A 25,719-nucleotide genomic window follows, 5' to 3' on the forward strand; every position below is an offset into this window, starting at 1 on the left:
TGTACGGGGGGTCCGCGCGCCGCCCCGCGGGGCGGCGCGCGGACCCCCCGTACACGGCGCAACGCCCTTGCGAAACGGACCGACGGTCCGTATCTTTGCCGTAAGCGGACCGCCGGTCCGTTTCAAGCGGAACGGAAACCTCGGACATGACCCTCCCCATGGCTCCTGCGGAGCTCTACCGTCACGGTCTGCGATTGCTGCTGGAGAAGGACATCCCCGCCTGGGTGGCCCTGTGGGACGAAGACGGGACTCTGGAGTTCCCCTTCGCACCGCCGGGTTGGCCCGCTCGGTTGGAAGGGCGCCGGGCCATCGCGGACTACATGCGCCACTACCCGGACCACATCGACCTCCACGACTTCCCCGAGGTGACGGTCCACGAGACCGCCGTCCCCGAGACGATCGTGGTCGAGATGCGCGGCGTGGGCCGCCTGGTCAAGACGGGAGGCCCCTTCGACATGACCTACATCGCCGTCGTCACGGTCAGGAACGGCCTCATGACCTCCTACCGCGACTACTGGAACCCCCTCGCCGTGCAGGAGCCCGGCGCCGACTTCACGGGAGCCGGGCGATGAGCGACCCCAACGCCACCCTGGTCATCGGCGCCACCGGCACCACCGGCCGCCGCGTCACCGCCGGTCTCCTCGCCGAAGGTCACCACGTCAAGGCGGCCGGGCGCACCGCCGCCCCGGTGGACGGCGCCCAGGCCGTCCGCTTCGACTGGAACGAGCCCGCTACCTGGGGCGAGGCCCTGCGCGGGGTCGACCGCGTCTACCTCGTCCCGCCCGTCGGCTCCTCCGAGCCGGCCGCGGTCATGCTGCCCTTCCTCCACGAGGCCCGTGCCGCCGGGGTGCGGCGCGCGGTGCTGCTCGGTGCGTCGGCGATCCCGGCGGGCGGTCCCGCGGTGGGGCAGGTCCATCAGGCGCTGCCCGGCCTGTTCGACGAGTGGGCGGTGCTGCGGCCCTCCTGGTTCATGCAGAACTTCACCGGATCCACCCCGCACGCCCGCGGCATCCGTGAGGAAGGTGCCATCTCGACGGCATCGGGCGCCGGCCGCATCGGCTTCGTCGACGCGCGGGACATCGCCGCCGTCGCCGTACGGGCCCTGGTCGACGAGAAGGCCCCCGACACCGACCTGATCCTGACCGGTCCGCAGACGTTGAGCCACGACGACGTCGCCGCGATCCTCACCGAGTCCACCGGCCGGAGCGTCGTGCACCGGCATCTGACGTTCGAGCAACTGCGCGACCGCTGGGCGGCCGAGATCCCGCCGGAGTTCGCCACCATGCTGGCCGCGATGGACCGCGCCATCGCCGACGGCGCGGAGGACCGCACCACGGACACCGTCGAACGCCTCACCGGCCGCCCTCCGGGCACCTTCCGCGCCTTCGTCGAGAGGGAGATCGCCTGAGGGGGAGCCGCTCCCGTGCCGCCCCGGCGGGATCGGCGTCGGCGCGCGGGAACGCGTATCTTCGACTGGCCCGATGACGTCACGAACCGACCCGCCGCATCCCGGCGGCGCGGACCGTCGGTGACGGGCGGAAGACCAAGGAGGAGCCGTGGCCCAGCGCACGGAACGCGCGGACGCCCTGCGCAACCGAGAAGCCGTCCTGGCGGCGGCCGACGCCCTCTTCGCCGCCAGCGGCAGCCCGCAGAGCGTGTCGATGGACGACATCGCCGCGGCGGCGGGCGTCGGCAAGGGCACCCTCTTCCGCCGCTTCGGCGACCGCGCGGGCCTGATCGGCGCCGTGATCGCCTCCCGCCTCGAACCCCTCCGGCACGCCGTGCGGGAGGCGATGGACGCGCCCGGGTCCTCGCCGCGACAGCGGGTGTCGGACCTTCTCGACGCCTCGCTGCGCTTCAAGATCGAGAACCGGAACCTGATGGCGGCCGCGGAGGACGCCGGCCTCAGCAGCCCCTACCAGGCCGAGCACTACGGCTGGTGGCACGAGGTCCTTCGCACGGCGCTCGATGAGGTGCCCGGCGTCGACGACGCGGATTTCACCGCCCACGCACTGCTGGCCGCCATCCGCGCCGACCTCGTGGCCCACCTGATCGACGAGCGTGGGGTGGACGCGGAAGGCCTGCGGTCCTCGCTCGCGGCGTACATCGACAAGGTCCTCGGCGCCGGCTGAGCCCGCCCGATCGAGGTCGCCCAGCCCGCCCGGCCGAGGCCGGACGACTTCCCGCGCCGCCCGCCGGACGCCTTGTCGCCTTCCCCGGACGCCTCACTGCGCCCGCCGGACGCCACGTCGCCTTCCCCGGACGCCTCGTTGTCCCCGCTGGACGCCTCGTCGCCTACCCCGGCCGCCGCACCGCCCCCCCCGCCGGACGCCTCGCCACCCGCCCCCGACGCCTCGCCGTCCCCGCCGGACGCCGCGCCGCTCCCCTCGGGCCGAGGCGCCGCGCCGCCACCCGTACCCACGCACACCGGGCGTGACGACCCCGTCACCCCACGCGCCTTACGGAAACCTGCACATCCTGTGCGCGACTGCGACAACTCACCTCCCCGCTCGGCGATATGACCGGAATGTCCCGTCCGTTTGTGGTGGTTTCGTGTTGGTTGGTTCCGTGTAAGGAAGGGAAGCCCCACATCTGTTACTCGATCTTGTGGAGAAGCCGTCACCATTCGGTGAATCAAGCTGCACTTCAGTAGTCGCAGGTGCGCGTCCACCCGTGATGGGGTGTCAACGGGATTGGTCCGGTGACCCGTTCGCGTGCTTACATCTTGCGCATTGCGGCAGTCGAAATGGGTGGCCCGGTTTCGGGCCGCTCCGCCTCCGCGTGAATGAATTCCTCCCCCCAATGAAAGGTGCGCGCCATGCGTAACGACATCGAGACCCGTGAGATCGCCGACACCGAGCTGGACGCCGTCTCCGGTGGCATCATCGGCGTGTCCGGTGGCCTGGTCGGCGCCGTGACCAGCGACGTCAGCAACGTCCTGGGCTCCCTGAACACCGTTCAGGCCGCGACGGGCATCGTGTCGCAGGTCCCCGGCGTCGTCACGGGCGTCACCGGCGTTTCGGTGAACACCGGTATCGCCGGTCTCTGATCGGGATATCCCCGTGAACCCCGGAGCGTCCCCCACGGCTCCGGGGTTCACGGCTGCCCGCGTGCCCCCGCCCGACCGATACGCCAGGCCGCCACGAATGCAGTCGAAGGAATAGTCCGTGCAGTTTCGCCAAAAGGCTCTTTCCAAGCTGCAATCGCCCGAAGAACTCGACTTGCCCGTACGCTTCGCGCGCCCGCAGGGCCGGCTCGTCCTGGTCGTCACGGTCATCGTCATGGCCGCCGCGAGTTTCTGGGCCTTCACCGGCAGCGTGTTCTCCAAGCTGAGCGCACCCGGCATCCTCACCCATGCCGAGGGCAGTTACGTACTGCAGACCCCGGTCGCGGGACAGGTCACCGCGGTCCTCGCGGAGGAGGGCCGGCTGCTGCCCGCCGGCGCGCCCCTGATCAACGTCCGTACGGCCCAGGGCGACCGCCCCGTGCGCGTGGTGACGGGCGGCCGCGTGGCGACACTCGTCGCCAAGGTGGGCTCGGTCGTCTCCACCGGTGCGGACGTGGCGACCGTGGAACGGGTGAAGAACCAGCAGGACCCGCTGGTGGCCGTGCTGTACGTGCCCGGCGGCAGCGCCTCGGCGATCCCGGTCGGCGCGAGCGTGGACCTGACCGTCCAGTCCGTCCCGAAGGAGCGGTTCGGCACGCTGCGCGGCCGCGTCAAGGCGGTCGGCCGCGCGCCCCAGACCACGGCGCGGATCGGCGGCTTCCTGGGCGACGGAGGGCTGGCCGAACAGTTCACCCGCGACGGCAACCCGATCGCGGTACTCGTACAACTGGACCCCTCCACCTCGACCGAGTCCGGCTACCGCTGGTCCTCCGGGGACGGCCCCCCGGACGAGGTCCCGTCGAGGACACCGGTCACCGGCGCCGTCCACCTCGCCGTGCAACGGCCCGTCGACTGGCTGCTGCCGTGACCGCGCCGCGGACCGGCACCCCGCCGCGACTCCCCTCGTCCGGACACCGACGGCACCGCCCCGAGCCCAAGGGCGGCACCCGCCGCAGGCCCGAACCGGCGCCCAAGGGCCGGACGCCCCGCCCGGTACGCACCCCCACCGTGCTGCAGATGGAGGCGGTGGAGTGCGGCGCCGCCGCACTGGCCATGGTCCTCGGGCACCACGGCCGCTTCGTCCCCCTGGAGGAACTGCGCATCGCGTGCGGCGTCTCGCGCGACGGCTCCCGCGCCGGCAACCTCCTCAAGGCCGCCCGCGGTTACGGGCTGACGGCCAAGGGCATGCAGATGGGCCTGGCCGCGCTCGCCGAGGTCAGCGGCCCGGCCATCCTCTTCTGGGAGTTCAACCACTACGTCGTCTACGACGGCATGAGCCGCCGGTTCGGCCGCAAGGGCGTGTACGTCAACGACCCCGGCAAGGGCCGCCGGTTCGTCCCCCTGGACGAGTTCGACACCAGCTTCACCGGTGTCGTGCTCACCTTCGAACCCGGCGACGGCTTCCGCCGCGGCGGCCGCAAGCCGGGCGTCCTGGGCGCCATGCCGGCCCGCCTGCGGGGCACTTCGGGAACCATGGCCGCCGCCGTGCTCTCCAGCCTCCTCCTGGTGGCCGTCGGTGCCTCGGTGCCGGCGCTGAGCCGCACGTACATCGACATGTTCCTGATCGGGGAGCAGACGTCCCTGCTGGGGGTGCTGTTCGCCTCGATGGCCGTCGCCCTCGTGCTCACCGCGACACTCACCGCGCTGCAACAGGCCAACCTGCTGCGCGGGCGCGTCATCTCCTCCACCCTGGGAGGTGCCCGCTTCTTCCGGCACCTCCTGAGGCTTCCGGTCACCTTCTACTCCCAGCGCAACCCGGCGGACCTGGTCCAGCGCCTGCAATCCAACGACACGGTCGCCGAAACCCTCGCCAGGGACCTGGCCGCCGCGGGCGTGGACGCCGTGGTGGTCGTGATCTACGCGGTGCTGCTGTGGACGTACGATCCGCAGCTCACCCTCGTCGGCGTGGCCGTGGCGCTGCTCAACGTGGTGGCCCTGCGGATCGTGATCCGGCTGAGGGCCACCGACACCCAGAAGCTGCGCGCCGAGAGCGCCCGGCTGACCAACACCTCGTACAGCGGTCTCCAACTCATCGAGACCATGAAGGCCACGGGCGGCGAGAACGGTTTCTTCCGGCGCTGGGCCGGACAGCACGCCGTCACCCTCGACGTGCAGCAGCGGCTCGGCGTGCCCAGCGCGTGGCTCGCGCTCGTCGCACCCACGCTGGCGGCGTTCAACAGCGCGCTGATCCTGATGATCGGCGGCCTGCGGGCGGCGGAGGGGCACCTCACCGTGGGTCTCCTCGTCGCCTTCCAGGCCCTGGTGACCAGCTTTACCGCGCCGATCTCCCGGCTGGGCGGCGTCGCGGGAAGGATCCAGGACTTCGCGGCCGACGTCGCCCGCCTCAAGGACGTCGAGAACTTTCCCGTCGACCCGGTCCACTCGCGGCGCGAGCCCGCCGCCGGTACCCGACGCCTCAAGGGCCATGTGGAGCTGGAGCACGTCACCTTCGGCTACAGCCCCCTGGACGCCCCGCTGCTCACGGACTTCTCGCTCTCGGTCGGTCCCGGGCAACAGGTCGCGCTCGTCGGCGGCTCCGGCAGCGGCAAGTCCACCGTCTCCCGGCTGATCTCCGGCCTCCACACGCCCTGGGAGGGGGCCATCCGCATCGACGGCATGCGGCTGGAGGACATCCCGCGCGGCGCGCTGGCCGCCTCCGTCTCCTTCGTCGACCAGGACGTCTTCCTCTTCGAAGGCACCGTCCGCGACAACGTCACGCTGTGGGACCCCTCCATCCCCGACGAGGCCGTCGTCGTGGCCCTCCAGGACGCCGCCGTGCACGACGTGGTCGCCCGCCGCCCCGGCGGCATCCACAGTCGCGTCGAGCAGGACGGTCGCAACTTCTCCGGCGGTCAGCGCCAGCGCCTGGAGATCGCCCGGGCGCTGGTGCGCCGCCCCAGCGTCATGGTGCTCGACGAGGTGACCAGCGCCCTGGACGCGGCGACCGAGCAGGTCATCATCGACAACCTGCGCCGCCGCGGCTGCGCCTGTGTGGTCATCGCCCACCGGCTGAGCACGGTCCGCGACAGCGACGAGATCGTCGTGCTCGACCGCGGCGCGATCGTGGAACGCGGCCGGCACGAGCACCTGGTGGCCGCGCGGGGCCCGTACGCCGAACTGGTCAAGGAGCACTGAGGTGACGCACGCCCATCACACCGTCACGGACGCCGCTTCCGGCGCCGTCGCCGCCGGCCACCCGGGCGGGGCCCCGGACCCGGTCGTCGCGGCACTGGGCGCCCTGGGCTCGCCGGTCGACTGCACGGGCCTGCGCAGCCTGTCCCTGGAGGGCCCGCTCGTCCTGTGGCTGGTCGTGCGGGGCGCGTTGGACCTGTTCGCCGTCGACGCCGCGCAGGCCGGACACTGGCACTTCCTGGGCCGGCTGGAGCCGGGCACCCTGCTGCTGGGCCCGGCCGAGGGCCCCGACCACACCCTGGTCGGCCGTCCCCTCCAGGGATGCCTGCTGCGGCGCATCGAACTGCGGGAGCTGTACCGACCCGAGTACGGCGACCAGTTCCCAGGGGAGGGGGTCCACGGCGGGCCGTGGTACGCCGATCAAGGGCAGTACGGCGTGCCCGCCGCAGGGCGACCGAGCCCCCTGGAGGACGCCTTCACGCGCGGCATCGGCCGCGGCCTGCGCGTGCTCTACCAGGCACCGTTGGACGGCGGCGCACCCGCCGAACACGGCGGGGCCGACGACGACATCCTCTGGATGCAGATCACCCCGGGCAGCGTCCGATACGGGGCCGTGTACGAGGCGGAGGCGGTGGGCACCCTCCTCGTCGACGCGGCGATGTGGCAGGGCATGGTCGACCAGCAGTACCGGCTGCTGTACGCCCTGGACGGCTGGATCGAAGAGCTGGAGCGCGCGCACGAGGACCGTACGGCGGCCGGAATCGAGGCGGGCCGGGCGGCCAGCAGCCAGGCGGACCGGACACTGCTCGCGTCCATCGTCCGCTCCGGCCGCGATTCCCGCGGCGGCGCGGGTGTCGACGCGACGTTCGCCGTGTGCCGGCTGGTCGCCGACGCGGCCCGCATCACCCTGTCCGAACCGGGCGAGCCCGGCGGCACGGCCGGGCAGGTGGATCCCGTCGAGAGCATCGCGCTCGCCTCCCGGATCCGCACCCGCGTGGTCCGGCTCGGCGGGCGCTGGTGGCGGGAGAACACCGGGCCGCTGGTGGGCCGGCGCGAGAAGGACGGAACGCCGGTCGCCCTGCTGTGGCGGCGCGGCGGCTACGAGGCCGTCGACCCCGCGACCGGCACGCGCGAGCGCGTCGGCACGACGAACGAGGCCGTCTTCGAGCCGCGCGCCGTCATGCTGTACCGCCCGCTGCCCGACGGGCGGGTGGGCCTGCCGGCGCTGCTCCGGTTCAGCGTGCGCGGCACCCTCCCGGAGCTGCGCAGCCTCCTCCTGGGCGGCCTGGTCGCGGTGGCCCTGGGCGCACTGGTGCCGATCGCCACCGGCCGGGTCCTCGGCCGCTACGTCCCGCAGGGCGAGAACGGCCTCATCGTGCAGACCGGGCTGGCGCTGCTCGCGACCGGCATCGTCTCGGCCGCCTTCATGCTGCTGCAGAACACCTCCCTCCTGCGCATGGAGGGCCGCGTCGAGGCCACCTTGCAGCCGGCGGTGTGGGACCGGCTGCTGCGGTTGCCGACGAAGTTCTTCGCCGGCCGCTCCACGGGCGAACTGGCCGGAGCCGCGATGGGCATCAGCGCCATCCGCCGCGTGCTGTCCGGCATCGGACCGGTCTGCGTACAGGCGGGCGCCGTCGGCGCGATGAACCTCGTACTGCTGCTCGTCTACAGCGTGCCGCTGGCGATGGTGGCGCTCGCCATGCTGGTCGTCGTCGCGGGGGTCTTCCTGGGCCTGGGGCTGTGGCAGTTGCGCTACCAACGCCGGCTGATCGCGCTCGGCTACCGGCTCAACAACCAGGCCTTCCAGACCCTGCGCGGCCTGCCCAAACTCCGTGTCGCCGCGGCCGAGAGCTTCGCGTACGCCGCCTGGGCGCGGGAGTTCGCCCGTACCCGCGACCTCCAGCAGCGCATCGGCCGGATACAGAACGTCATCACGGTCCTGGGCGCCGTCTACCTGCCGCTGTGCACACTGATGATGTTCATGTTGCTGGCCGGACCGGCCCGCGGCGCCATGTCCGCCGGCGAGTTCCTCACCTTCAGCACCGCACTGACGATGCTGTTGTCCTCGGTGACGCAGCTGACCGGAGCCCTCATCTCGGCCGCTGCCGTGCTGCCGATGTTCGAGCAGGTCAAGCCGCTGCTTCGGGAGACCCCCGAGGTGGTCCGGTCCAGTACCCGACCGGGCGAGCTGACCGGCGCCATCGAGGCCAGGGACCTGTCGTACCGCTACGCCGACGACGGACCACTCGTCCTCGACAACGTCAACTTCCGCATCGGGCAAGGAGAGTTCGTCGCGATCGTCGGGGCCAGCGGCTGCGGCAAGTCGACGCTGCTGCGACTGCTCATCGGCTTCGACAAGCCCGACTCCGGCAGCGTGCTGTACGACGGCCAGGACCTGGCGGCGCTCGACCAGACGGCCGTACGCCGGCAGTGCGGCGTCGTGTTGCAGAACGCCCAACCCTTCACCGGCTCGATCCTCGACTGCATCCGCGGCGCCGGCACGTTCTCGCTCGAAGAGGCGTGGGAGGCCGCCGCCATGGCGGGCCTGGCGCAGGACATCAAGGCCATGCCGATGGGCATGCACACCATGCTGTCCGACGGCGGCGGCACCGTCTCGGGAGGCCAGCGCCAACGACTGATGATCGCCCAGGCGCTCATCCGCAAGCCGCGCGTCCTCTTCTTCGACGAGGCCACCAGCGCGCTGGACAACGAGGCCCAGCGCGTGGTCGTCGAGTCCACCCGAGCCCTGCGCGCCACCCGCGTCGTGATCGCCCACCGGCTCTCCACGATCATGGGAGCCGACCGGGTGATCGCCATGGCGGACGGCCGCATCGCCCAGCAGGGCCCGCCCGCCGAACTGCTCGCCGACACGACCGGCCTCTTCCACGACCTGGTCCGTCGACAGTTGTGATGACGGGCCCCCTCAGGGGCCGCCGGCGATCGCGTACGGCGCCGCCTGTTCGCGGTGCTGTTCACGGCCCTGTTCCGGGTCTTGTTCGCGGTCCTGTTCGAAGGCCCGGAGCAGGTCCGCCGCGACGCTCACCGCGATCGTCGCGGGTTCCTTGCCGGTGATCCCGGTGATTCCGATCGGGGTCTTGATCCGGTCGATGCCGGCGGCGTCGTGGCCGCCCTCGTCGGCCAGGCGCTGCCTGAACCGTGCCCATTTCGCGGACGAGCCGATCAGGCCGATCGACCCGAGACCCGCGGTGCGCAGGGCGGCGTCGCACAGCGCGGCGTCCTCGGCGTGATCGTGGGTCATGATCAGGACGTGGGTGCCGGTCGGCAGCTCCGCGAGCACCTCTTCCGGAAGGAGCGGTGTGTGACGCACGTGGATCCGCGCCATCGCGTCCGCGAGCACGCCGAGCCGCTCGTCGGTGAGCATGTCGGGCCGGGTGTCGATCAGGTACAGGTCGAGGTTCTGCCGGGCCAGGATGCGGGCCAGCTCCAAGCCGACGTGGCCGACGCCGAAGACCGCCACCGCCCGGACCACCGGCAGCGGTTCGAGCAGCACGGTGACGGCTCCGCCGCAGCACTGCACGCCGTGCGGGCCGGTGACCTTGTCGTTGAGCGCGAACTCCATCAGCTCCGGCTCGGGATCGGCCGTACCGCACAGCTCGCGCGCCCGGTCGATGGCGACGGCCTCGATGTTGCCGCCGCCGATCGAACCCCACGTCTCGGCCCGTCCCACGACGAGTTTGGCACCGGCCCGGCGGGGCGCGTGGCCGCGCACGGTCGCGACGGTCACGAGCACGCCGGGTTCCCGGCGGGCCCGCAACCGCGCGACGGCGGCCACCCAGCTCATGTCAGGCATGGCTCAGAGTGCCGGCCTCGGAGGGGACTTCGCCGGCGGCCGGGTGACCGTCCTGCCGCGCACCGCCCCCGCGGGCCGCCTCGATCGCCCAGTACACCGCCTCGGGTGTCGCGGGCGAGGCGAGCTCCACGCAGACCCCGGCGGGACCGAACGCCGCGGCGGCCTGCCGCAACGCCTCCCGTACCGAGAAGGCCAGCATCAGCGGGGGCTCACCCACCGCCTTGGACCCGTAGACCGCGCCCTCCTCGGTGGCGTTCTCCAGCAGCCTGACGTTGAACTCCTCGGGCATCTCCGAGAAGCTCGGCAGCTTGTAGGTGCTCGCCGCCTGGGTCAGCAGCCGGCCGCGGTTCGGCCCGTCACCGGTGTCCCATCGCATGTCCTCAAGCGTCAGCCAGCCCGCGCCCTGCACGAAACCGCCCTCGACCTGACCGATGTCGATCATCGGGGAGAGGCTGTCGCCGACATCGTGCACGATGTCCACGCGCCGGATCCGGTACCCGCCCGTGAAGCCGTCCACCTCCACCTCGGCCGCGGCGGCGCCGTAGGAGAAGTACTTGAACGGCGAGCCCTGGAAGGCCTTCGCGTCCCAGTGCAGCCCCTCGGTCCGGTAGAACCCGGCCGCCGACAACTGGACCCGCTGGAAGTACGCGGTGCGCACCAGCTCGTCCCAGGCCAGCTCCTTGTCGCTGCCGAGGACGCGCGCGACGCCCTCGACGATCCGCACGTCCGAGGCGTTCGCCCCCAGTCGGGTGCCGGCGACCCGGAGCAGCCGCTCGCGGATCTGCTCGCAGGCGTTCTTCACCGCCGCACCGTTGAGGTCCGCCCCGGCACTTGCGGCCGTGGCGGAGGTGTTGGGCACCTTGTCGGTGCGCGTGGGGGCCAGCCGGACCTTGTGCAGGGGAATGCCCAGCGTGGTCGCGGCGACCTGCAACATCTTGGTGTGCAGGCCCTGCCCCATCTCGGTGCCGCCGTGGTTGATCAGGACCGAGCCGTCCTTGTAGACCAGCACCAGGGCGCCGGCCTGGTTGAAGGCCGTGAGGTTGAACGAGATCCCGAACTTGATCCCGGTGAGCGCGAGGGCCCGCTTGGTGTGCGGGTGCGCGGCGTTGAAGGCCTCGATCTCCCGCCTGCGATCGGCGATCCTCGCGTCGGCCTTGACCTGCTCCCAGACGATCGAGATGCGTTCGGGGTGGGGCACGGGCTGCCCGTACGGCGTCGAATGGCCCTGCCGGTAGAAGTTGCGTTCGCGCAACTCCATCGGATCCAGGCCGAGCAGCGGCGCGCACCGGCCCATGATGTCCTCGATCACCAGCATGCCCTGCGGTCCGCCGAACCCGCGGAAGGCGGTGTTCGAGACCTTGTTGGTCTTGGCGATGCGACCGACGACGCGTGCGTGGGGAATCCAGTAGGTGTTGTCGATGTGGCACAGGGCGCGGGCCACGACCGGCTCGGACAGGTCCAGGCTCCAGCCGCCGTCCGCCGTCAGGGTGGCGTCCAGGGCCTGGATGCGGCCCTCGGCGTCGAATCCGATCTTCCACTCGGCGTGGAACCCGTGGCGCTTGCCGGACATGGTCAGATCCTGGGTCCGGTTGAGCCGCACCCGCACCGGGCGACCGGTCAGCAGGGCGCCGAGCGCGGCGATCGCCGCGAACCCGTGCGGCTGCATCTCCTTGCCGCCGAAACCGCCACCCATCCGCAGGCACTGCACGGTCACCTCGTGGCTGTGCAGGCCGAGCACGTGCGCGACGATCTCCTGCGTCTCCGAGGGATGTTGGGTGCTGCTCTGGACGAACATCTGCCCGTTCTCGTCGAGGTGGGCCAGCGCCGCGTGCGTCTCCAGATAGAAGTGTTCCTGATCGGAGAACAGGAACTCCCCGGTGAACACATGGGCGGAGTCGGCGAAACCCGCGTCGACGTCCCCGGTCAGCATCACCGGCCGGGCGCCGTGGAAACTGCCGGCCCCGATCGCGTCCCGCAGCGAGATCACGGAGGGCTTCTCGTCGAGTTCCACCTCGACGGCCGCCGCACCGAGCCGGGCGGCCTCCAGGGTCTCACCGAGCACCCACGCCACCGCGTGGCCGTGGAACATGACCTCGTCGGGAAAGAGCGGCTCGTCGTGCTTCATCCCGGCATCGTTGACGCCGGGTACGTCCGCGACGGTCAGCACGCGGACCACACCGGGCACGGCGAGCGCGGGTTCGGTGCGCAGCGCGGTGATCCTGCCGTGGGCCTTCATGACCTGGACGGGATGGGCGTGCAGGACGTCCTTGGTGCGATGGATCAGGTCGTCGGTGTAGAGCGCGGCCCCCGTGACGTGCAGGTTGGCGCTCTCGTGCGGCATGGAGACGCCGACGACGGACTTCTCGGGACGCTCGGACAACTGGCTCATGACGACACCGCCTCGGTGGTTCGCGCGTACAGCTTCAACAGGCTCTGGCCGAGCATCGCGGAGCGGTAGCCCGCGCTGGCACGGTGATCGTCCATCGGGGTGCCCTGGGCGCGCAGCACCCGGGACGCGGCCTCGACGGTCTCCGCCACCCACGGCCTGCCCTCCAGGGCGGCCTCGGTGGCCAGCGCGCGGATCGGGGTGGCGGCCACGCCGCCCAGACCGATGCGCGCCTTGCGGACGATCCCGCCCTCGATGTCGAGCGCGAAGGCGACCGCCACACTGGAGATGTCGTCGAAACGCCGCTTGGCGATCTTGTGGAAGGCCGTGACCCGTGACAGCGGCAGCGGGATGCGCACCGCGCGGATCAGCTCGTCGGGACGGCGCACGCTCTGCCGGTAGCCGGTGAAGTAGTCGCAGAGGGGCACCTCGCGCTCGCCGTCGGCGTCGGCGAGCACCAGCGATGCCTCCAGCGCGAGCAGGACGGGCGGGCTGTCACCGATGGGGGAGCCGTTACCCAGGTTGCCGCCGAGGGTCGCGCCGTTGCGGATGAGCCGGGACGCGAACTGCGGGAACAGGTCCGCCAACAGCGGGACGCTGCCGTCGAGGTGGCGTTCGATCTCGGTGAGAGTCCGCGCCGCCCCGATCTCCACATGGCCGGATTCGACGCGCAGTTCCCTCAGTTCGGGCAGCCGATCGACGGCGATCACGCAAGTCGCGCGGCGCGAGCGGATGTTGACCTCCACGCCCCAGTCGGTGCTGCCGGCGACGACCACGGCCTCGGGCCGCTCGCGCAGCAGCCGCAGCGCTTCGGGCAGGGTGCCCGGCCGCAGGAACACGCTGTCGCCGTGCGCGTACGCGGTGGCGACCGGTTCGGGCGGGGACTCCTCTCGACGCCGCGCCAACACGTCGTCCTCGGCGGGCGATCCGACGGCGAACGCGGCGTCGCGGATCGGGCGGTAGCCGGTGCAGCGGCACAGGTTCCCGCTCAGCGCGTGCAGATCGAAGCCGTTCGGACCGTGCTCGGGATCGGTGGCGCCGGCCGAGTTGGAGTCCGTGTGCGCGCAGCGGCCGGGCCGGTAGTACTCGGAGGCCATGCTGCAGATGAACCCCGGTGTGCAGTAACCGCATTGGGAGCCGCCGCGGACGGCCATCTCCTCCTGTACGGGGTGCAACGCGGCCGGTGTGCCGGGGGCGCCGGCGGTGGCGAGACCCTCGGAGGTGACGACCTCCTGGCCGTCGAGCGCCGCCACCGGGACCAGGCAGGCGTTGACCGCCACCCAGTCCGTCGGCATGTTCACCCCGGGCCGCGCCACGAGGACCGAACAGGCGCCGCATTCACCCTCGGCGCAGCCCTCCTTGGTGCCGGTGAGGCCGCGTTCGCGCAGGAAGTCCAGCACCGTGGTGTGGGGTGCGCACGGCGCGATCGGCGCTTCTTTTCCGTTGACCGTGACGCGCGCCGCTACCATGGCACGTCCTCGTTCCGGCGCACGGTCGATGTGATGGTCCTGGTCGCCATGTGGGGTGCTTTCTCGTTCAGTGGCGCGGCCCGATGAACCCGAGCGCGACGCATCGGCACGCAGCGAGGTGCCGTGAAGGGTGAAGGGCAGGAGAAGGTGCCGGGGCCGCGATCGGGCACGCCGGCTAAGGAAGGGCCGTTCAGCAGCCGTGTGCCACGCGACCCGGAGCCCAGGCGATCTGGTGGGCGAGGCGAAGCATCGCGGAGATGGTCGACATCCGACTTCGCCTCCTTCCAGTGGCTCGTGAGCGGGTGCGGTCGAAGTTACGTTGCCGCAGGTTCACCGGTCAAGCCCCATCCCGGTTGATCGTACGAAGGCCGGCCACTTCGCGGGGGAGGCTCTCGTACACGACTCCAGCCGGGTCCTCGCCGGACCCGCGGCCGGTGACACGCCACCCCTCACACCCGGGCAGGCGGTGTGCCCGGAGGGCTCTGGGGGTGGAAGCGGATCGGAGCCTGGAAGCGGGCCTTGCGGGCGGCGCGACGGAAGACCGTGAGGACGGCCGGGCCGGCGAGACAGACACAGACGAAGTTGGTGACGGCGCGGCCGGTGTCCCAGCCGAGGGAGGTGGCGAGGTCGAAGGCGAGGTAGCGGTGGAACTGCTCGGTGAAGGGGAGCCCGGGCAGGTAGGCGAGGGAGCTGTTGGGGTCGAGGGAGAAGGGCCAGAAGGACAGGTTGAGGAGGAAGCCGAAGAGGTACCCGGAGACCGAACCGTAGGCGGCCAGCAGGCCGACCTCGCGGCGGCCGGTCGCCTTCGGGAGGAACCCGGCGAGCATCCCGACGAAGGCGCAGCCGAACATCTGGTACGGCATCCACGGCCCGACCCCGCCGGTGATCAGCGCGGAGGCGAAGAGCGAGGTGCAGCCGAGGGTGAAGCCGAAGCCCGGTCCGTAGACGCGCCCGGCGAGGACGAGGATGAAGAAGACCGTCTCGATGCCGGCGGTGCCCGCGCCGAGGGGACGGATCGCGGCGTTCACGGCCGACAGGACCCCGAGCATGGCCAGGGCCTTGGAGTTGATGCCGCCCTCGGCGATCTCGGAGATCACCACGCACAGCACCACGACGAGCAGCACACCGAAGATCAGCGGCGGTGCGTAGTTCGAGCCGAACTTCCCCGGCGCGACGAGGAACGGCCAGAAGAACGCGACGATCCCGAGGAAGGCGGCCATGCCGATGACGATCCCGGCCCGGGCGCGAATGCGGATGGCCGCGGTGTACGTGCTCACGAGGCCGGGTCCGTTCCGTCGGTGGGCGGTGCGGCGGGCAGTACGGCTGGCAGTACGGCGCTCAGTTGCTCCACGGTGAGGAAGGGCAGCGGGGCCAGGATCTTCGCGGTCTGGGGGGCGAAGACGGGGGAGGCGACGATGACCTCGGAGGTGGGGCCGTCGGCGACGATGTCGCCTTCGGCCATGACCACGACCCGGTCGGCGGCGCGCGCGACGAACTCCACGTCGTGTGTGGAGATCACCACGGCGCGGCCCTCCGCGGCCAGATCGTCGACGATGCGGATCAACTCGCCCTTGGCGCGGTAGTCGAGCCCGCGGGTCGGCTCGTCGAGGAGCAGCACCCGGGGTGCCGCGGTCAGTTGGATCGCCAGGACGAGCGCCAGCTTCTGCCCCTCGGAGAGGTCACGGGGGTGGCTGGAGTCCGGGATGCCGGGCGCCAGCCGGTCCAGGATGGCGCGCGCCGGGATCCCGTCGGCGGCGACCTCGGATTCGGTGTCGGCCTGGTCGAGTTCCTGCTTGACGGATTCCAGGTACAGCAGGTCGGTGGGGGTCTGGGGGACCAGGCCGACCAGTTGCCGGGCCTGTGAGGCGGAGAGCTTCCGCGGGTCCTGGGCCTTTCCGCCGGGCGCGGCGACGGCCACGGAGCCGGCCTTGCGCGGCCCGGACCCCTGGAGCGCCCACAACAGGGAGGACTTGCCGGACCCGTTGCGACCCATGAGGGCGGTGATCTCCCCGCCGTGCAGGGTCAGGCCCACCTCCCGGACGGCGGGGACGCCGTGGTAGGTGACGGTGACACCGCCCGCGACGAGGAGCTCCGTACGGTCTTCGGGTGAGGTGGGCCGCGCCGGCGGGGGTGCGGTGTCCGCCAGGGACCTGCGCAAGGGCGCGGCGGCGCGGCGGGCGTCGCGGATCGACAGGGGCAGCGGGGTCCAGCCCGCCGCGCGGCCCAGTTCCACGATGGGCGGGGCGATGGACGAGGTTCGGAAGACCTCGGCGGGCGTTCCGGAGACGACACGGCCGTTCCCGGGGAGGTGGATGACGCGGTCGGCGTACTGGACGACGCGCTCCAGGCGGTGTTCGGCGAGGAGCACGGTGACGCCGAGGTCGTGGACCAGGCGGGTGACGGCGGCCAGGACCTCCTCGGCGGCCGTCGGGTCCAGTGCGGAGGTCGGCTCGTCCAGGACGAGGACGCGCGGATGGGCCGTGAGGACCGAGCCGATGGCGACGCGCTGTTGCTGCCCGCCCGAGAGCTCGTGCAGGGCGCGGTGACGCAGGTCGGCGAGGCCCAGGAGGTCGAGGGTCTCTTCCACGCGCTTGCGCATGGTGGCCGGGGGGACGGCCAACTGTTCCATCGCGTAGGCGAGTTCCTCTTCGACGGTATCGGTCACGAAGCCGTCGAGCGGATCCTGTCCCACGACGCCCACGACGTCGGCGAGTTCGCGCGGGGGGTGGTCCGCCGTGTTCCGGCCGTCGACCAGGACGCGACCGAAGAGGGTGCCGCCGGTGAAGTGCGGCACGAGGCCGTTGACGGCGCCCAGGAGCGTGGACTTGCCGACGCCGGTGTGGCCGACGACGAGGCAGAGTTCACCCTCCTCCACGGTCAGGTCCACGTCCCGAAGGATCGGATCGCTCGTGTCCTCGTACTGGACGGTGACCTGGTCGAAGGTGATCACTTGGATTCCTCGGTGCGCTGTGCGGGAACGGCCGGGCGGGCGGGCGGGCTCGGGGGCGGGGCCAGGAAGCCGGCGGCTCCCGCGAGGAGGATCGCCGCAGTGGGGACGAGCGGCAGGGTCGGCCAACTGAGCGGATAGATCGAGGGGTTCAGCTCGGCAGCGTTGAAGCCGACGTTGGTGAACAGCAGGACGGCGGAGAGGACCCCGCAGCCCGCGACGGCCCACTCGGCGAGGCGCCAGGGATCGGGGCGGTAGGACGTACGGGTGATGCGTCGGCCCCCGAGACGCAGGCCCGCGAAGCACAGGAGGGCGCCCGCGCCCATCGCGGGGAGTCCGAGCAGTTGCGGCGCGGTGGCGTCGAGGAGCCCGTAGGCCCCGGCGCACAGACCGCACATGCCGAGGAGCATGAGGGCGCCGGTCGCGCGGCGGGAGCGGCGGGTGGCGGTGCCGGCCCGCCCGTAGCCGCGGGAGTCCATGGCGGCGGCCAGGCGCAGCGAACGTTCCAGGGCGTCTTCGAGGACGGGCACGATGATGCCGCGCAGGGCCCTGAGGCCCTTTGCGCGGCCGGCCCGCAGCCGCTTGGCCCGGTGCACCCGCTGGACGCTCTGCACCAGTTGGGGGGCGACGCTGATCGACACGGTGACGGCGACGCCGAGTTCGTAGAGGGCACCGGGCAGGATCCGCAAGGCCCGTTTCGGGTTGGCGAGGGTGTTGGCGGCGCCGATGCAGCACAGCATGCAGGCGAGTCGCAGCCCGTCGGTCGCGGCGGACAGCAGCGCCTCCAGCGAGACGGGCCCGCCGAGTCGGATGCCCGCGTACCAGTCGGGGGTCGGGATGTGCGGCAGCGAGAAGAGGAAGTGGTCCCGGGGGGTGATGCCGGTGGCGAAGATCGCGCGGAAGAGCACCCTGATCGTGACGACGGTGAGCGCGAGGTAGAGGTAGTACTTGAAGCCGCGCGCCCAGGGGGCCTCGGTGCGGCGCATGGTGATGACGTGGCCGAGGACAGCGAGGACGAGGAACAGCAGCAGCGGGTTGTTGGTGCGACTGACGGCGGTGGCGAGGGCGAGCGCCCAGATCCACCAGGCGACGGGGTGCAGGGTGCGGGGCAGCCGGCGGCCGCCCGCGTCCGGCGCGGGGCCGGACGCGGGCGGCCCGGCCGCCGCGGTCGCGGTGGTGGTGCGTGACACGCGGCTACTCCGTACGACGGCGGCGCTTGGCGGCGAACACGGCGGCGGCGCCGATCAGCAGCACCAGCGCCCCGGCGCCGACGGCGGGCAGGTACGAGCCCGCGTCGTGCTTCGCGTCGGCGGCGGGCGCCGCGTCGACGACCTCGGGCCCGGGCGCGGGGGCGGCCACGGGAGGGGCGCCGGTCGTCGGTGGGGTGGTGGGCGTCGGCGGGACGCTCACGGGGGGACTCGGCGAGGCCGACGGGCTTCCCGAGGCCGTGGGGGCGGGCGGCGGCGTCGTCGCGGGCGGCGGGGTGGCGGGGGGCGGGTTCCCCGGCTTCGGTCCGGTGTCCACGTTCGGCGGGAGCGGGGCCGCGGTGCGGGTGTCCCGGGGCGCCGGCTCGGCGCCGCCCGTCGGCCGGGCGTTCTTGGCGCGCAGTTGGTCCGGGGTGACGTTCGGCTTGCCCTCGGTCCCCTCGATGTTCGTGCTCCCGAAGACCCACAGGTCGACGCTGCCGGGCCTCGGCTTGTAGAGCATGGCGCCGAGTTGGCTGTAGTCCCAGGTGTTCTGGCCCGGGTCCGCGTGCCAGTACGACCAGTAGGCGGAGGCGGGCGGGGTCAGGACGCAGTCGTCCTGCTGCGGCGTCGGGTACTGCTTCCCGCCCTGGTGCCCGCTGTAGCCGATGCGGCAGATGAAGGCGGGGCCGTCGTGGCCGGTGCCGGTGGTGGCCCAGCCGCCCTGGTTGAGGAGTTCGTAGCCGGTGGTGGGCGTCGTCCCGCAGGATCGGTACACGGGCCCTCCCCAGTGGCTGAAGTCCACGGCGAGGACGACTCCGGAGGAGGTCGTGCACTGGCCCATGGGCTGCGGGGCGGCCCCGGCCGGGGCCGCGGTGGCCGCGAAGGCCGCCACCGTCAGCCCCAGGGCGGCCGCCGCGCGGGCGAGGACGCGTGTGACGCGCAAGCTCATCGGTCCGCCTCCGCCAGGTCACGACGGGTACGGGACAAGGCCACGAGCCGCCAACCGGCGAGCGTCAGCACGGCCGCGGCGCCCGCGAGCGCTCCGACCTGGAGGCCGGTGGACGCGAGGCGGCCACCCGAACCGCCCTGCGCGAGAGCGCCGCCGCCCGAGGCACCCGCGCTCTCGCCGGGGGTCACGATGACCGGCGTGCCACCGGCACCCCCGGGCGACGGGGACGTGATCACGGGGACGGGCCGGCCGCTGGTGCCGTCGAGGCTGCGGGCGAGGGTGGCGAAGGAGATGCCGGTGGTGCCGCTGATGGCCTGGGTGGAGGCACGCATGTCGGAACCGGACGGGTCGTCCTTGATGACGTTGAAGCCACCGTCGGCGTTCTGCTGGGTCGCCAGGAACCTGCGGGCCTTGGCGATCTGGGCGCCGTACTTGGTGGCGTCCAGCGAGAGCCCCTGAATGGCGAGGGCGCAGGAGTTGACGGAGTTACCGGAGGCGCCCTGGAATCCGCCGTCCGCCTTCTGCTGCGCCGCGAGCCAGGCCAGGGCCTTGTCCACGGCCCGCTGCGAGTCGGCGTCCGGCAGCCGGTCCAGGGTCATGGCGGCCATGGCGGTGGAGTCGACCTCGGTGTTGCTGGGCTCGCCGATCAGGCTGACCCAGCCGCCGGAGGGCTGTTGGAGGGTCTTGAGGTACGCGATCGGCTCGGCCGCGGCGGCCGTCTCACCGGCGCGGACCTGCGCCATGATGCCGAGCGACTGCTTGAAGACGGAGTTGGCGTAGGTGTAGTTGCCCTTCGCCGCGCACTCCTTGGGCGTGGTGGTCTTCGCCTTGCAGGTGATCTTGGCGAGTGCGCCGATCAGGTCCTGGCCACCGAAGTTCCGGGGGTCGCGACCCACGGCCTGGGCGAGCAGGGCCACCTTCCCGATGGAGCCGCCGCCCGCGCGCTTGGTGCCGACGAGGGTCCAGTCGTGGATGCCGCGGTTCTGGCCGTCCTTGCCGCCCTTGTCGAAGAAGTCGACGATGTCGCGGAGTGTGGCGTTGTCCCCGCCGGTGGCCGCCAGGGCGTAGGCACCGTCGATGGTCATGCCGTAGTCGGCGAACCTCGCGCCGGGCGAGCCGTCGTAGAACCGGCCCTGGATCAGCCGGGTGGGGTCGGTGATGTACGCCACGCCCTTCTTGATGTTCGGCCCGTCGCCCGGCGCGATGGTCGGGGTCGGGTCCGTGGGCTTCGGGTCGGTGGGCTTGGGGTCCGTGGGCTTCGGGTCGGGCTTCTTGGTGGTCAGTGTCACCAGGTCGCTCTTGGCGCCGGCGACGACGACGGGGGCCGTGGCGAACAGGCGCGACTCGGTGTCGTCCTCCTCGAAGCCGAAGCCGCCCTCGCTGAACTGGTGCTTGGAGAGCCAGGCCAGGCCCGCGTCCGCGGGGTTCGCGTCGCCGAGCGCGCGCAGGGCCTGGGCGGCCCAGGCGGTGGAACTCGGGCTGCCGGTCGTCCCGTAGGAGGCGGAGGGCCAGGCGCCGCTCGCCAGCCGGGACTTCTTGAGGTGGTCCCGCGCCTTCTCGACGGCGGCGTCGTGTCCGCCGGCCCGCTTGAGGGCCAGCGCGATCAGACCGGTGGAGGTCGCGTCACTGTCGCACCAGCCGCCGGCGCGGATCAGGATGGAGGTGAAGCCGCCGTCCTCGCACTGGAGGCCGGTCAGCCGGTTCACCGCGTCGACCGGGGGAGTGACACCGCCGTTCAGCAGCGCGATGACGGCCATGGCCTGGGCGTCGGACTGGCCCGTGGTGCGGAAGTCGCCCTTGGTGAGGCAGCCGTCGATCGTCTCGCCGTCGCCGATGTTCCTCGGGCACACGTACTTCACGAGGTCCCCGAGCAGGTCATGGCCGCCGAAGGCGCGGGGATCCCTGCCGGTGGCCTCCGCGACGAGCGCGAGCCGCGCGGCGGCGGTGGCGTCGGGGATCCCGTCCTTGCCCGCGGGGTAGGCGTACGCGTCCGTCTGCGCGGGCGTGGCCAGGAAGTCGGCGGCCTTGCGGGCCACCGGGCTCTCCCGGTCGCCGGCGGCCAGGGCGAAGACGACCTCGGTGGTGAGGAAGTGGTTCGCGGTGGTCGCGCCCTCGTCGACGACGCGCTCCCCGTTCGTCAGCTTCCCGGTGAGCCAGCGGGTGGCGGCCGGCAGGTCGACCGCTCCCGGACCGGTGGGCGGGGTGGAGGGCCCGGTCGGGTCCGGCGAGGGGACACCCCCGCCGGCCCGCACGTCGTCGGGGGTGAAGGTGGGCTTGCCCGAGGAGCCGCCGATGTCCGTGCCACCGAACACCCAGGCGTCCACGTCACCGGGTTTCGGCGTGCGCGACATCGCGCCGAGCGAGCTGTAGGTCCAGTTCTTCTGGCCCGGCGCGGCGACCCAGTAGGACCAGTAGGCGGTGGCCTGCGGGGTGAGGACGCAGTCCTCCTTGTCCCGAGTGGGGTACTGCGTACCGGAGTTGAAGGATCCGTTGCCGATGCGGCAGATGAAGGCGGGGCCGTCGTGGCCGGTGCCCTCGGTGGTGAATCCGCCCGTGTGCAGCAGCTCGTAGCCGGTGGTGGGGGTGGTGTCACAACCCCGTTCGACCTTGCCGCCGAAGGGGCCGAAGTCCACGGCGACGATCGCGCCGGTGGTGGCCGTGCACCCCTCGATCGGGTCGGCCGAGGCGGGCGCCGTCCCGCCGACGAAGGCCACGCTCGCCGCGAAGGTCAACAGCGCCGCCGACAGGAGCGACAACAGCCTCTTGTTCCTCGCGCGTTGCTCTGGTTGTTCTGCGGTCCCCACGACGGCCCCTCGGGTCGGCCGGGCGGACCAGTGCGTGGCGAAGGACCTCCGCCGGGCGCCGTGGGCGCCGCCTGCCGCCGTGGGGCGAGGGGAGGCCATTCGAACCACGCCGTAGTCCTCGACGGCGCTTCTCGCTGAAAACTTGGCTCCAGGCATTCCGGCTCGCCCGGTGGTGCCGGGCCTACGGTTGCGGGTCAGCGCCGGATTCCGACCGGCTTCCCCTGGGGCTGAGTGCTTATCAGCCGGATTGGAGCACGCGGACAAAGACGCCGTCAAGGTGGTCCGCGTCTCAGGCGGTTCGGGTCCGCTCCCCTGCGATCCGAGCCCGTGACCGCCGGCTGGCGGACCCTTGATCACTCGGGTAGCGTCCTGGGCTGCCAAGTGGGGGAACCCGGTGCGAATCCGGGGCTGACGCGCAGCGGTGTGGAACGGCAGGGGGCCGCTTCCGAGCCCGAATGCCCATACGACACAGCGATTCACCAGCCGTACCACGCGTTCGGACGGCCGCCACCGCGCTCCGGGCTGCCCGCCCGCAGGAGTTCCGGTCAGGCCGGCGTCCCTCATTCCAGGAGCAGGCCATGTCCGGTCCCCGCACGTTCCGTCGCCTCACGCTCGCGGTGCCCGCCGCGCTCGGCGCCCTCGCCCTCACGGCGCTGCCCGCGTTCGCGACGTCCAGTCCCGCGCAGATCGCCACGTCCAAGACGAACGGTGTCGCCTACCTCAAGTCCCTTCAGGCGGCGGACGGTTCGTACGCGGGTTCCGGGCTGTCCAACGAGTGGGCGTTCAGCGCCCTCGCGGCCGCCGGCACGGCCGTCGTGGACGTCGCGCCCGGTGGCGACACCACGAAGAACGCCCGCACCGTCTACCGCAACCTGCTGTCCACCGCGGGATGGCCGTCCGGCTCCCCGGTCGTCACCGACTTCGAGCGCGGCACCCTCAACGCGTACGCCGCCGGCATCGACCCGGCCCGCGTCTCCGCCTCGCGCAACCTCGTCGCGAACGTCTACTCCTACTGGCAGACGGCGGAGGCCGGCTACTTCGGCCCGTCCGGCAACTTCAACGGCACCGTCTTCGCGGCCCTTTCGCTCGGCGGGGCCAAGACGCAGGCCGGCGGCGCCCGCGTCCCGCAGGCGCTGACCGACTCCATGGTCACCCGCATCCGCGCCAACCAGCACGTGGACGGCGGCTGGACCTACAACAAGGCCGAGGGCAACCCCACGGTCCTGAGCTCCGCGAGCGACGTCGACATGACCGGCGCCGCCCTGGCCGCCCTCTGCGTCTCCGGGGTCCCCTCCACCGACACGGACGTGGTGCAGGCGAGGAACTTCCTCAAGAGCACGCTCGTCGCCAACTCCGGTGCCTTCAACTCCATGTACGGGGTCAACACCAGCTCCAACGGCTGGGGCGTCGCCGGCCTCAACGCCTGCGGCATCAACCCGCAGACCGGTGACTTCCTCACCGCCAACGGCAAGACCCCGATCGACTTCCTGATCGCCAACCAGTACAACCCGGCGGGCGGCTTCAAGTACAAGCCGGCAGACACCACCCCCTCCGCCTACGCGTCCATCGACGCGCTGCGCGCCGTCGCCGGTGGCGGATTCACCTCGGCCCCGCCGGTCCCGGTCACCCCGGGGGCCCCGCAGTGGGTCGCCCAGTCCACCTTCACCGCGGGCACCGCCACCAAGCTGGCGCTGACCGTCGACGACGGCGCGGGCAACCTCAAGGTCTGTTCGGTCGCCTTCACCCCGACCGGTACGACCACCACCCTCGGTGACGTCCTGAACGCCGCGACCACCGCGGCCACCCCGTCGGGATGCGTCACGAGTGTGACCCCCTCCTCGGGCACCGGCACGATCACCCACGTCAACGGCAAGGCCAACAGCGGCTCCAACACCTGGAAGGTCGGCGTCGACGGCTCCGCCTTCGCCGGCGCCGCCCGCAACAAGGTGATCAACGTGGGCGACACGATCGCCCTGCGCTGGGGCGCCTGATCCGCCGGCGGGTGCGGACCCCGCGCACGGGGTCCGCACCCGCTGTCAGACCGCCCGGGCCGGCCGACGGCCTGTCCGGGTTCGCCGATCTCCCGGAGCCTGGTTGGTCCTGGAGCGGGTGATCGACCGCTTGCGACGATCCGCCGTGCCCTCTCGTCAGCCGCGGGCGGACGGGGGTGCGCCCGTGACCGGGTAGGGAACGAAGGTGCTGCTGTTCTCGTCGACGGCAAGGGGCCGGCCCAGCGGAGGCACGGCGCGCTGCGGGCAGTCGAGGCGTTCGCAGAGGCGGCAGCCCATGCCGATGGGGGTGGCGGCCGCCGCGTTGTCGAGGTCCAGGCCGTCGGCGTAGACCAGGCGGGAGGCGTGCCGGATCTCGCAACCGAGGCCGATGGCGAAGGTCTTGCCGGGGTCGCCCCATCCGCCGCGGTGACGGGTGACGGCCCGGGCGGTCCACAGGTGGCGCTGTCCGTCGGGCATGGCGGCGACCTGGACGTGGATGCGGCCGGGGGCGGCGAAGGCCTCGTAGACGTTCCAGAGCGGGCAGGTGCCGCCTGCGCGGGAGAAGTGGAATCCGGTGGCGGACTGCCGCTTGGACATGTTTCCGGCCCGGTCCACCCGGACGAAGGAGAAGGGAACCCCGCGCAGCCTGGGGCGTTGGAGGGTGCTGAGCCGGTGGCAGACGGTCTCGTGGCCGAGACCGAAATGGTCCGTGAGCCGCTCGATGTCGTAACGGAACTCCTCGGCCGCCGCGTGGAACGTCGTGTACGGGAGGATCAGCGCGGCGGCGTGGTAGTTGGCGATGCCGATCCGGGCCAGCGCGTGGGCGGGGGACCCGACGGGGAAGTCCTCGGCGGCCAGCCGGTCCAGTTCGTCCCCGTACTCGATCAGGGCGAGCTGGGTGGCCATGCGGAACGCCTGCTGCCCCGGGCGCAGCCGGCTGGACAGGTGCAGGACCCGGGTGGAGGGATCGTAGTGGTGCAGCCGGTCGGAGTCCGTGGTCGTCCTGATCGAGTGCCGCTCGGAGAGGTGACGGGTGAGGGCGTGGACGACGTCCCCGGGCCGGATGCCGATCTCGCGGGCCAGCGCCTCCGCGGCGAGATCGGTGTCGTGGAGGTAGTTCCGACGCCGGTAGAAGAACTCGCGGATCTCCTCGTGGGGTGAGCGCGGAGCCTCCGCCGGCGAGTCCCGGCCATCGGCGGCGTCGGCCAGCCGCTCGGCCAGCAACTGGCTCCGCCGGCCAAGGTCGAGAAGGACCGAGGCGACGGCAGGCATCCGGGTGGCCAGCTCCGCCAGATCGGAGGGGGAGACGCGGGCCTCGGCGACCTGCTGGGCGAGGGCCTCGCGCAGATCGGCCACCAGCCGGCTGGTGTCGCGTTCGGAGAAGAAGCCCGGGTCGACCCCGAAGGCCTCGGTGAGCCGCAACAGCACGGGCACCGTCAGGGGGCGGGAGTCGTGCTCCATCTGGTTGAGGTAGCTGGGGGAGATCGCGAGGACCCTGGCCAGGTCTGCCTGGGTCATCCGCCGCTCCTCGCGCAGCCGCCGCAGTCTGGCCCCCGCGTACGTCTTGCTCACCGCACTCCTTCACCGTTGGCCGGGCCCGGGCAGGATACGTCGGCCACCGTCCCGGGAGGGCTTCGCAACCTTGGCAATTCCGGCTCCGAAGATTGGCAAAGCTTGGCAGATGTACCTCCTTGATGGCACCCCGTGCCAGTGTCAGAGTCAGTCCTGCGGCCAGCCGAAACCGGTAGCCGGGATGGACCTCAGCTCCCCGAATCACGCCCTGATGTCGGGTGGTTGTGACAGTCCGCTCCCGAAGATCGGCAGCATTGCTCAGCTCCGGCCCACGGGAGGGTTCGGCGGCCGCACCTCTTCTCAGGCACAGAGTGCCAATGCCCGGATCAGTACCAGGGTCATTGGCAAGACACGCGACGGACGGA

The 25,719-nt window shown here is 72.0% G+C and carries 17 protein-coding genes and 2 riboswitches; of the genes, 8 read left to right on the forward strand and 9 right to left on the reverse strand.

The window, feature by feature from the left end:
- Window positions 1–146: 146 nt before the first annotated feature.
- From ACFYW3_RS03860 to ACFYW3_RS03890, 7 genes are all read left to right on the forward strand, one after another.
- Window positions 147–572, forward strand: a complete 426-nt coding sequence (locus ACFYW3_RS03860; protein WP_351762910.1) for a nuclear transport factor 2 family protein — start codon at window positions 147–149, stop codon at window positions 570–572.
- Window positions 569–1,408 carry an NAD(P)H-binding protein gene (locus ACFYW3_RS03865; RefSeq protein WP_389385429.1) on the forward strand — a complete coding sequence of 280 codons (840 nt, stop codon included), beginning with the start codon at window positions 569–571 and terminating at the stop codon, window positions 1,406–1,408. The genes ACFYW3_RS03860 and ACFYW3_RS03865 overlap by 4 nt, the downstream gene beginning before the upstream one ends.
- Window positions 1,409–1,556: 148 nt before the next feature.
- The gene (locus tag ACFYW3_RS03870) at window positions 1,557–2,132 is read left to right on the forward strand and encodes a TetR/AcrR family transcriptional regulator (protein WP_389385430.1); all 576 of its coding nucleotides are present in this window, start codon (window positions 1,557–1,559) and stop codon (window positions 2,130–2,132) included.
- A gap of 686 nt (window positions 2,133–2,818) precedes the next feature.
- Entirely contained in the window at window positions 2,819–3,049 is a 231-nt protein-coding gene (locus ACFYW3_RS03875; RefSeq protein ID WP_053680387.1) for a hypothetical protein, read from the forward strand.
- Window positions 3,050–3,167: 118 nt separating this feature from the next.
- The gene (locus ACFYW3_RS03880) at window positions 3,168–3,974 is read left to right on the forward strand and encodes an HlyD family efflux transporter periplasmic adaptor subunit (RefSeq protein ID WP_389385431.1); all 807 of its coding nucleotides are present in this window, start codon (window positions 3,168–3,170) and stop codon (window positions 3,972–3,974) included.
- The gene (locus ACFYW3_RS03885; protein WP_351762922.1) at window positions 3,971–6,241 is read left to right on the forward strand and encodes an NHLP family bacteriocin export ABC transporter peptidase/permease/ATPase subunit; all 2,271 of its coding nucleotides are present in this window, start codon (window positions 3,971–3,973) and stop codon (window positions 6,239–6,241) included. The genes ACFYW3_RS03880 and ACFYW3_RS03885 overlap by 4 nt, the downstream gene beginning before the upstream one ends.
- Window positions 6,242–6,335: 94 nt before the next feature.
- Window positions 6,336–9,149, forward strand: coding sequence for an NHLP bacteriocin export ABC transporter permease/ATPase subunit (locus tag ACFYW3_RS03890; RefSeq protein ID WP_389385624.1), 2,814 nt, complete (start codon window positions 6,336–6,338; stop codon window positions 9,147–9,149).
- Between the two features lie 12 nt (window positions 9,150–9,161).
- Here the strand turns inward: ACFYW3_RS03890 and xdhC are convergent, their stop codons facing one another.
- The 8 genes from xdhC to ACFYW3_RS03930 all read right to left on the reverse strand — a co-directional run bounded on the left by xdhC (window position 9,162) and on the right by ACFYW3_RS03930 (window position 21,791).
- Window positions 9,162–10,040: a xanthine dehydrogenase accessory protein XdhC gene (gene xdhC, locus ACFYW3_RS03895; protein ID WP_389385625.1), complete on the reverse strand. Its 879-nt coding sequence runs from the start codon at window positions 10,038–10,040 to the stop codon at window positions 9,162–9,164.
- A 1-nt stretch (window position 10,041) separates the two neighbouring features.
- Window positions 10,042–12,438: a xanthine dehydrogenase molybdopterin binding subunit gene (gene xdhB / locus ACFYW3_RS03900; RefSeq protein ID WP_389385432.1), complete on the reverse strand. Its 2,397-nt coding sequence runs from the start codon at window positions 12,436–12,438 to the stop codon at window positions 10,042–10,044.
- Window positions 12,435–13,904 carry a xanthine dehydrogenase small subunit gene (locus ACFYW3_RS03905; RefSeq protein ID WP_389385433.1) on the reverse strand — a complete coding sequence of 490 codons (1,470 nt, stop codon included), beginning with the start codon at window positions 13,902–13,904 and terminating at the stop codon, window positions 12,435–12,437. Before ACFYW3_RS03905 ends, xdhB begins: the two co-directional genes overlap by 4 nt.
- A 449-nt stretch (window positions 13,905–14,353) precedes the next feature.
- On the reverse strand, window positions 14,354–15,181 hold the full coding sequence (locus ACFYW3_RS03910) for an ECF transporter S component (protein WP_351762930.1): 828 nt from the start codon (window positions 15,179–15,181) through the stop codon (window positions 14,354–14,356).
- Window positions 15,178–16,854: an ABC transporter ATP-binding protein gene (locus ACFYW3_RS03915; RefSeq protein ID WP_389385434.1), complete on the reverse strand. Its 1,677-nt coding sequence runs from the start codon at window positions 16,852–16,854 to the stop codon at window positions 15,178–15,180. Before ACFYW3_RS03915 ends, ACFYW3_RS03910 begins: the two co-directional genes overlap by 4 nt.
- On the reverse strand, window positions 16,851–18,041 hold the full coding sequence (locus ACFYW3_RS03920) for an energy-coupling factor transporter transmembrane component T family protein (protein WP_389385435.1): 1,191 nt from the start codon (window positions 18,039–18,041) through the stop codon (window positions 16,851–16,853). Before ACFYW3_RS03920 ends, ACFYW3_RS03915 begins: the two co-directional genes overlap by 4 nt.
- Before the next feature lie 4 nt (window positions 18,042–18,045).
- Complete coding sequence (locus ACFYW3_RS03925; protein ID WP_389385436.1) at window positions 18,046–18,987, reverse strand: hypothetical protein; 942 nt, start codon at window positions 18,985–18,987, stop codon at window positions 18,046–18,048.
- The gene (locus ACFYW3_RS03930) at window positions 18,984–21,791 is read right to left on the reverse strand and encodes a prenyltransferase/squalene oxidase repeat-containing protein (protein ID WP_389385437.1); all 2,808 of its coding nucleotides are present in this window, start codon (window positions 21,789–21,791) and stop codon (window positions 18,984–18,986) included. Before ACFYW3_RS03930 ends, ACFYW3_RS03925 begins: the two co-directional genes overlap by 4 nt.
- Before the next feature lie 150 nt (window positions 21,792–21,941).
- Window positions 21,942–22,014: riboswitch (cobalamin riboswitch) on the reverse strand.
- A 161-nt stretch (window positions 22,015–22,175) separates the two neighbouring features.
- Window positions 22,176–22,252: riboswitch (cobalamin riboswitch) on the forward strand.
- A gap of 117 nt (window positions 22,253–22,369) precedes the next feature.
- On the opposite strand from ACFYW3_RS03930, the gene ACFYW3_RS03935 reads away from it, so the two are divergent.
- The gene (locus ACFYW3_RS03935) at window positions 22,370–23,782 is read left to right on the forward strand and encodes a hypothetical protein (protein ID WP_389385438.1); all 1,413 of its coding nucleotides are present in this window, start codon (window positions 22,370–22,372) and stop codon (window positions 23,780–23,782) included.
- 156 nt (window positions 23,783–23,938) lie between these two features.
- On the opposite strand, the gene ACFYW3_RS03940 is transcribed toward ACFYW3_RS03935, so the two are convergent.
- Window positions 23,939–25,354 carry a short-chain fatty acyl-CoA regulator family protein gene (locus ACFYW3_RS03940; protein WP_351763323.1) on the reverse strand — a complete coding sequence of 472 codons (1,416 nt, stop codon included), beginning with the start codon at window positions 25,352–25,354 and terminating at the stop codon, window positions 23,939–23,941.
- Window positions 25,355–25,719: the final 365 nt, after the last annotated feature.

Source organism: Streptomyces sp. NPDC002602, assembly GCF_042889445.1.
In the GTDB taxonomy this organism is placed as follows: Bacteria; Actinomycetota; Actinomycetes; order Streptomycetales; family Streptomycetaceae; genus Streptomyces.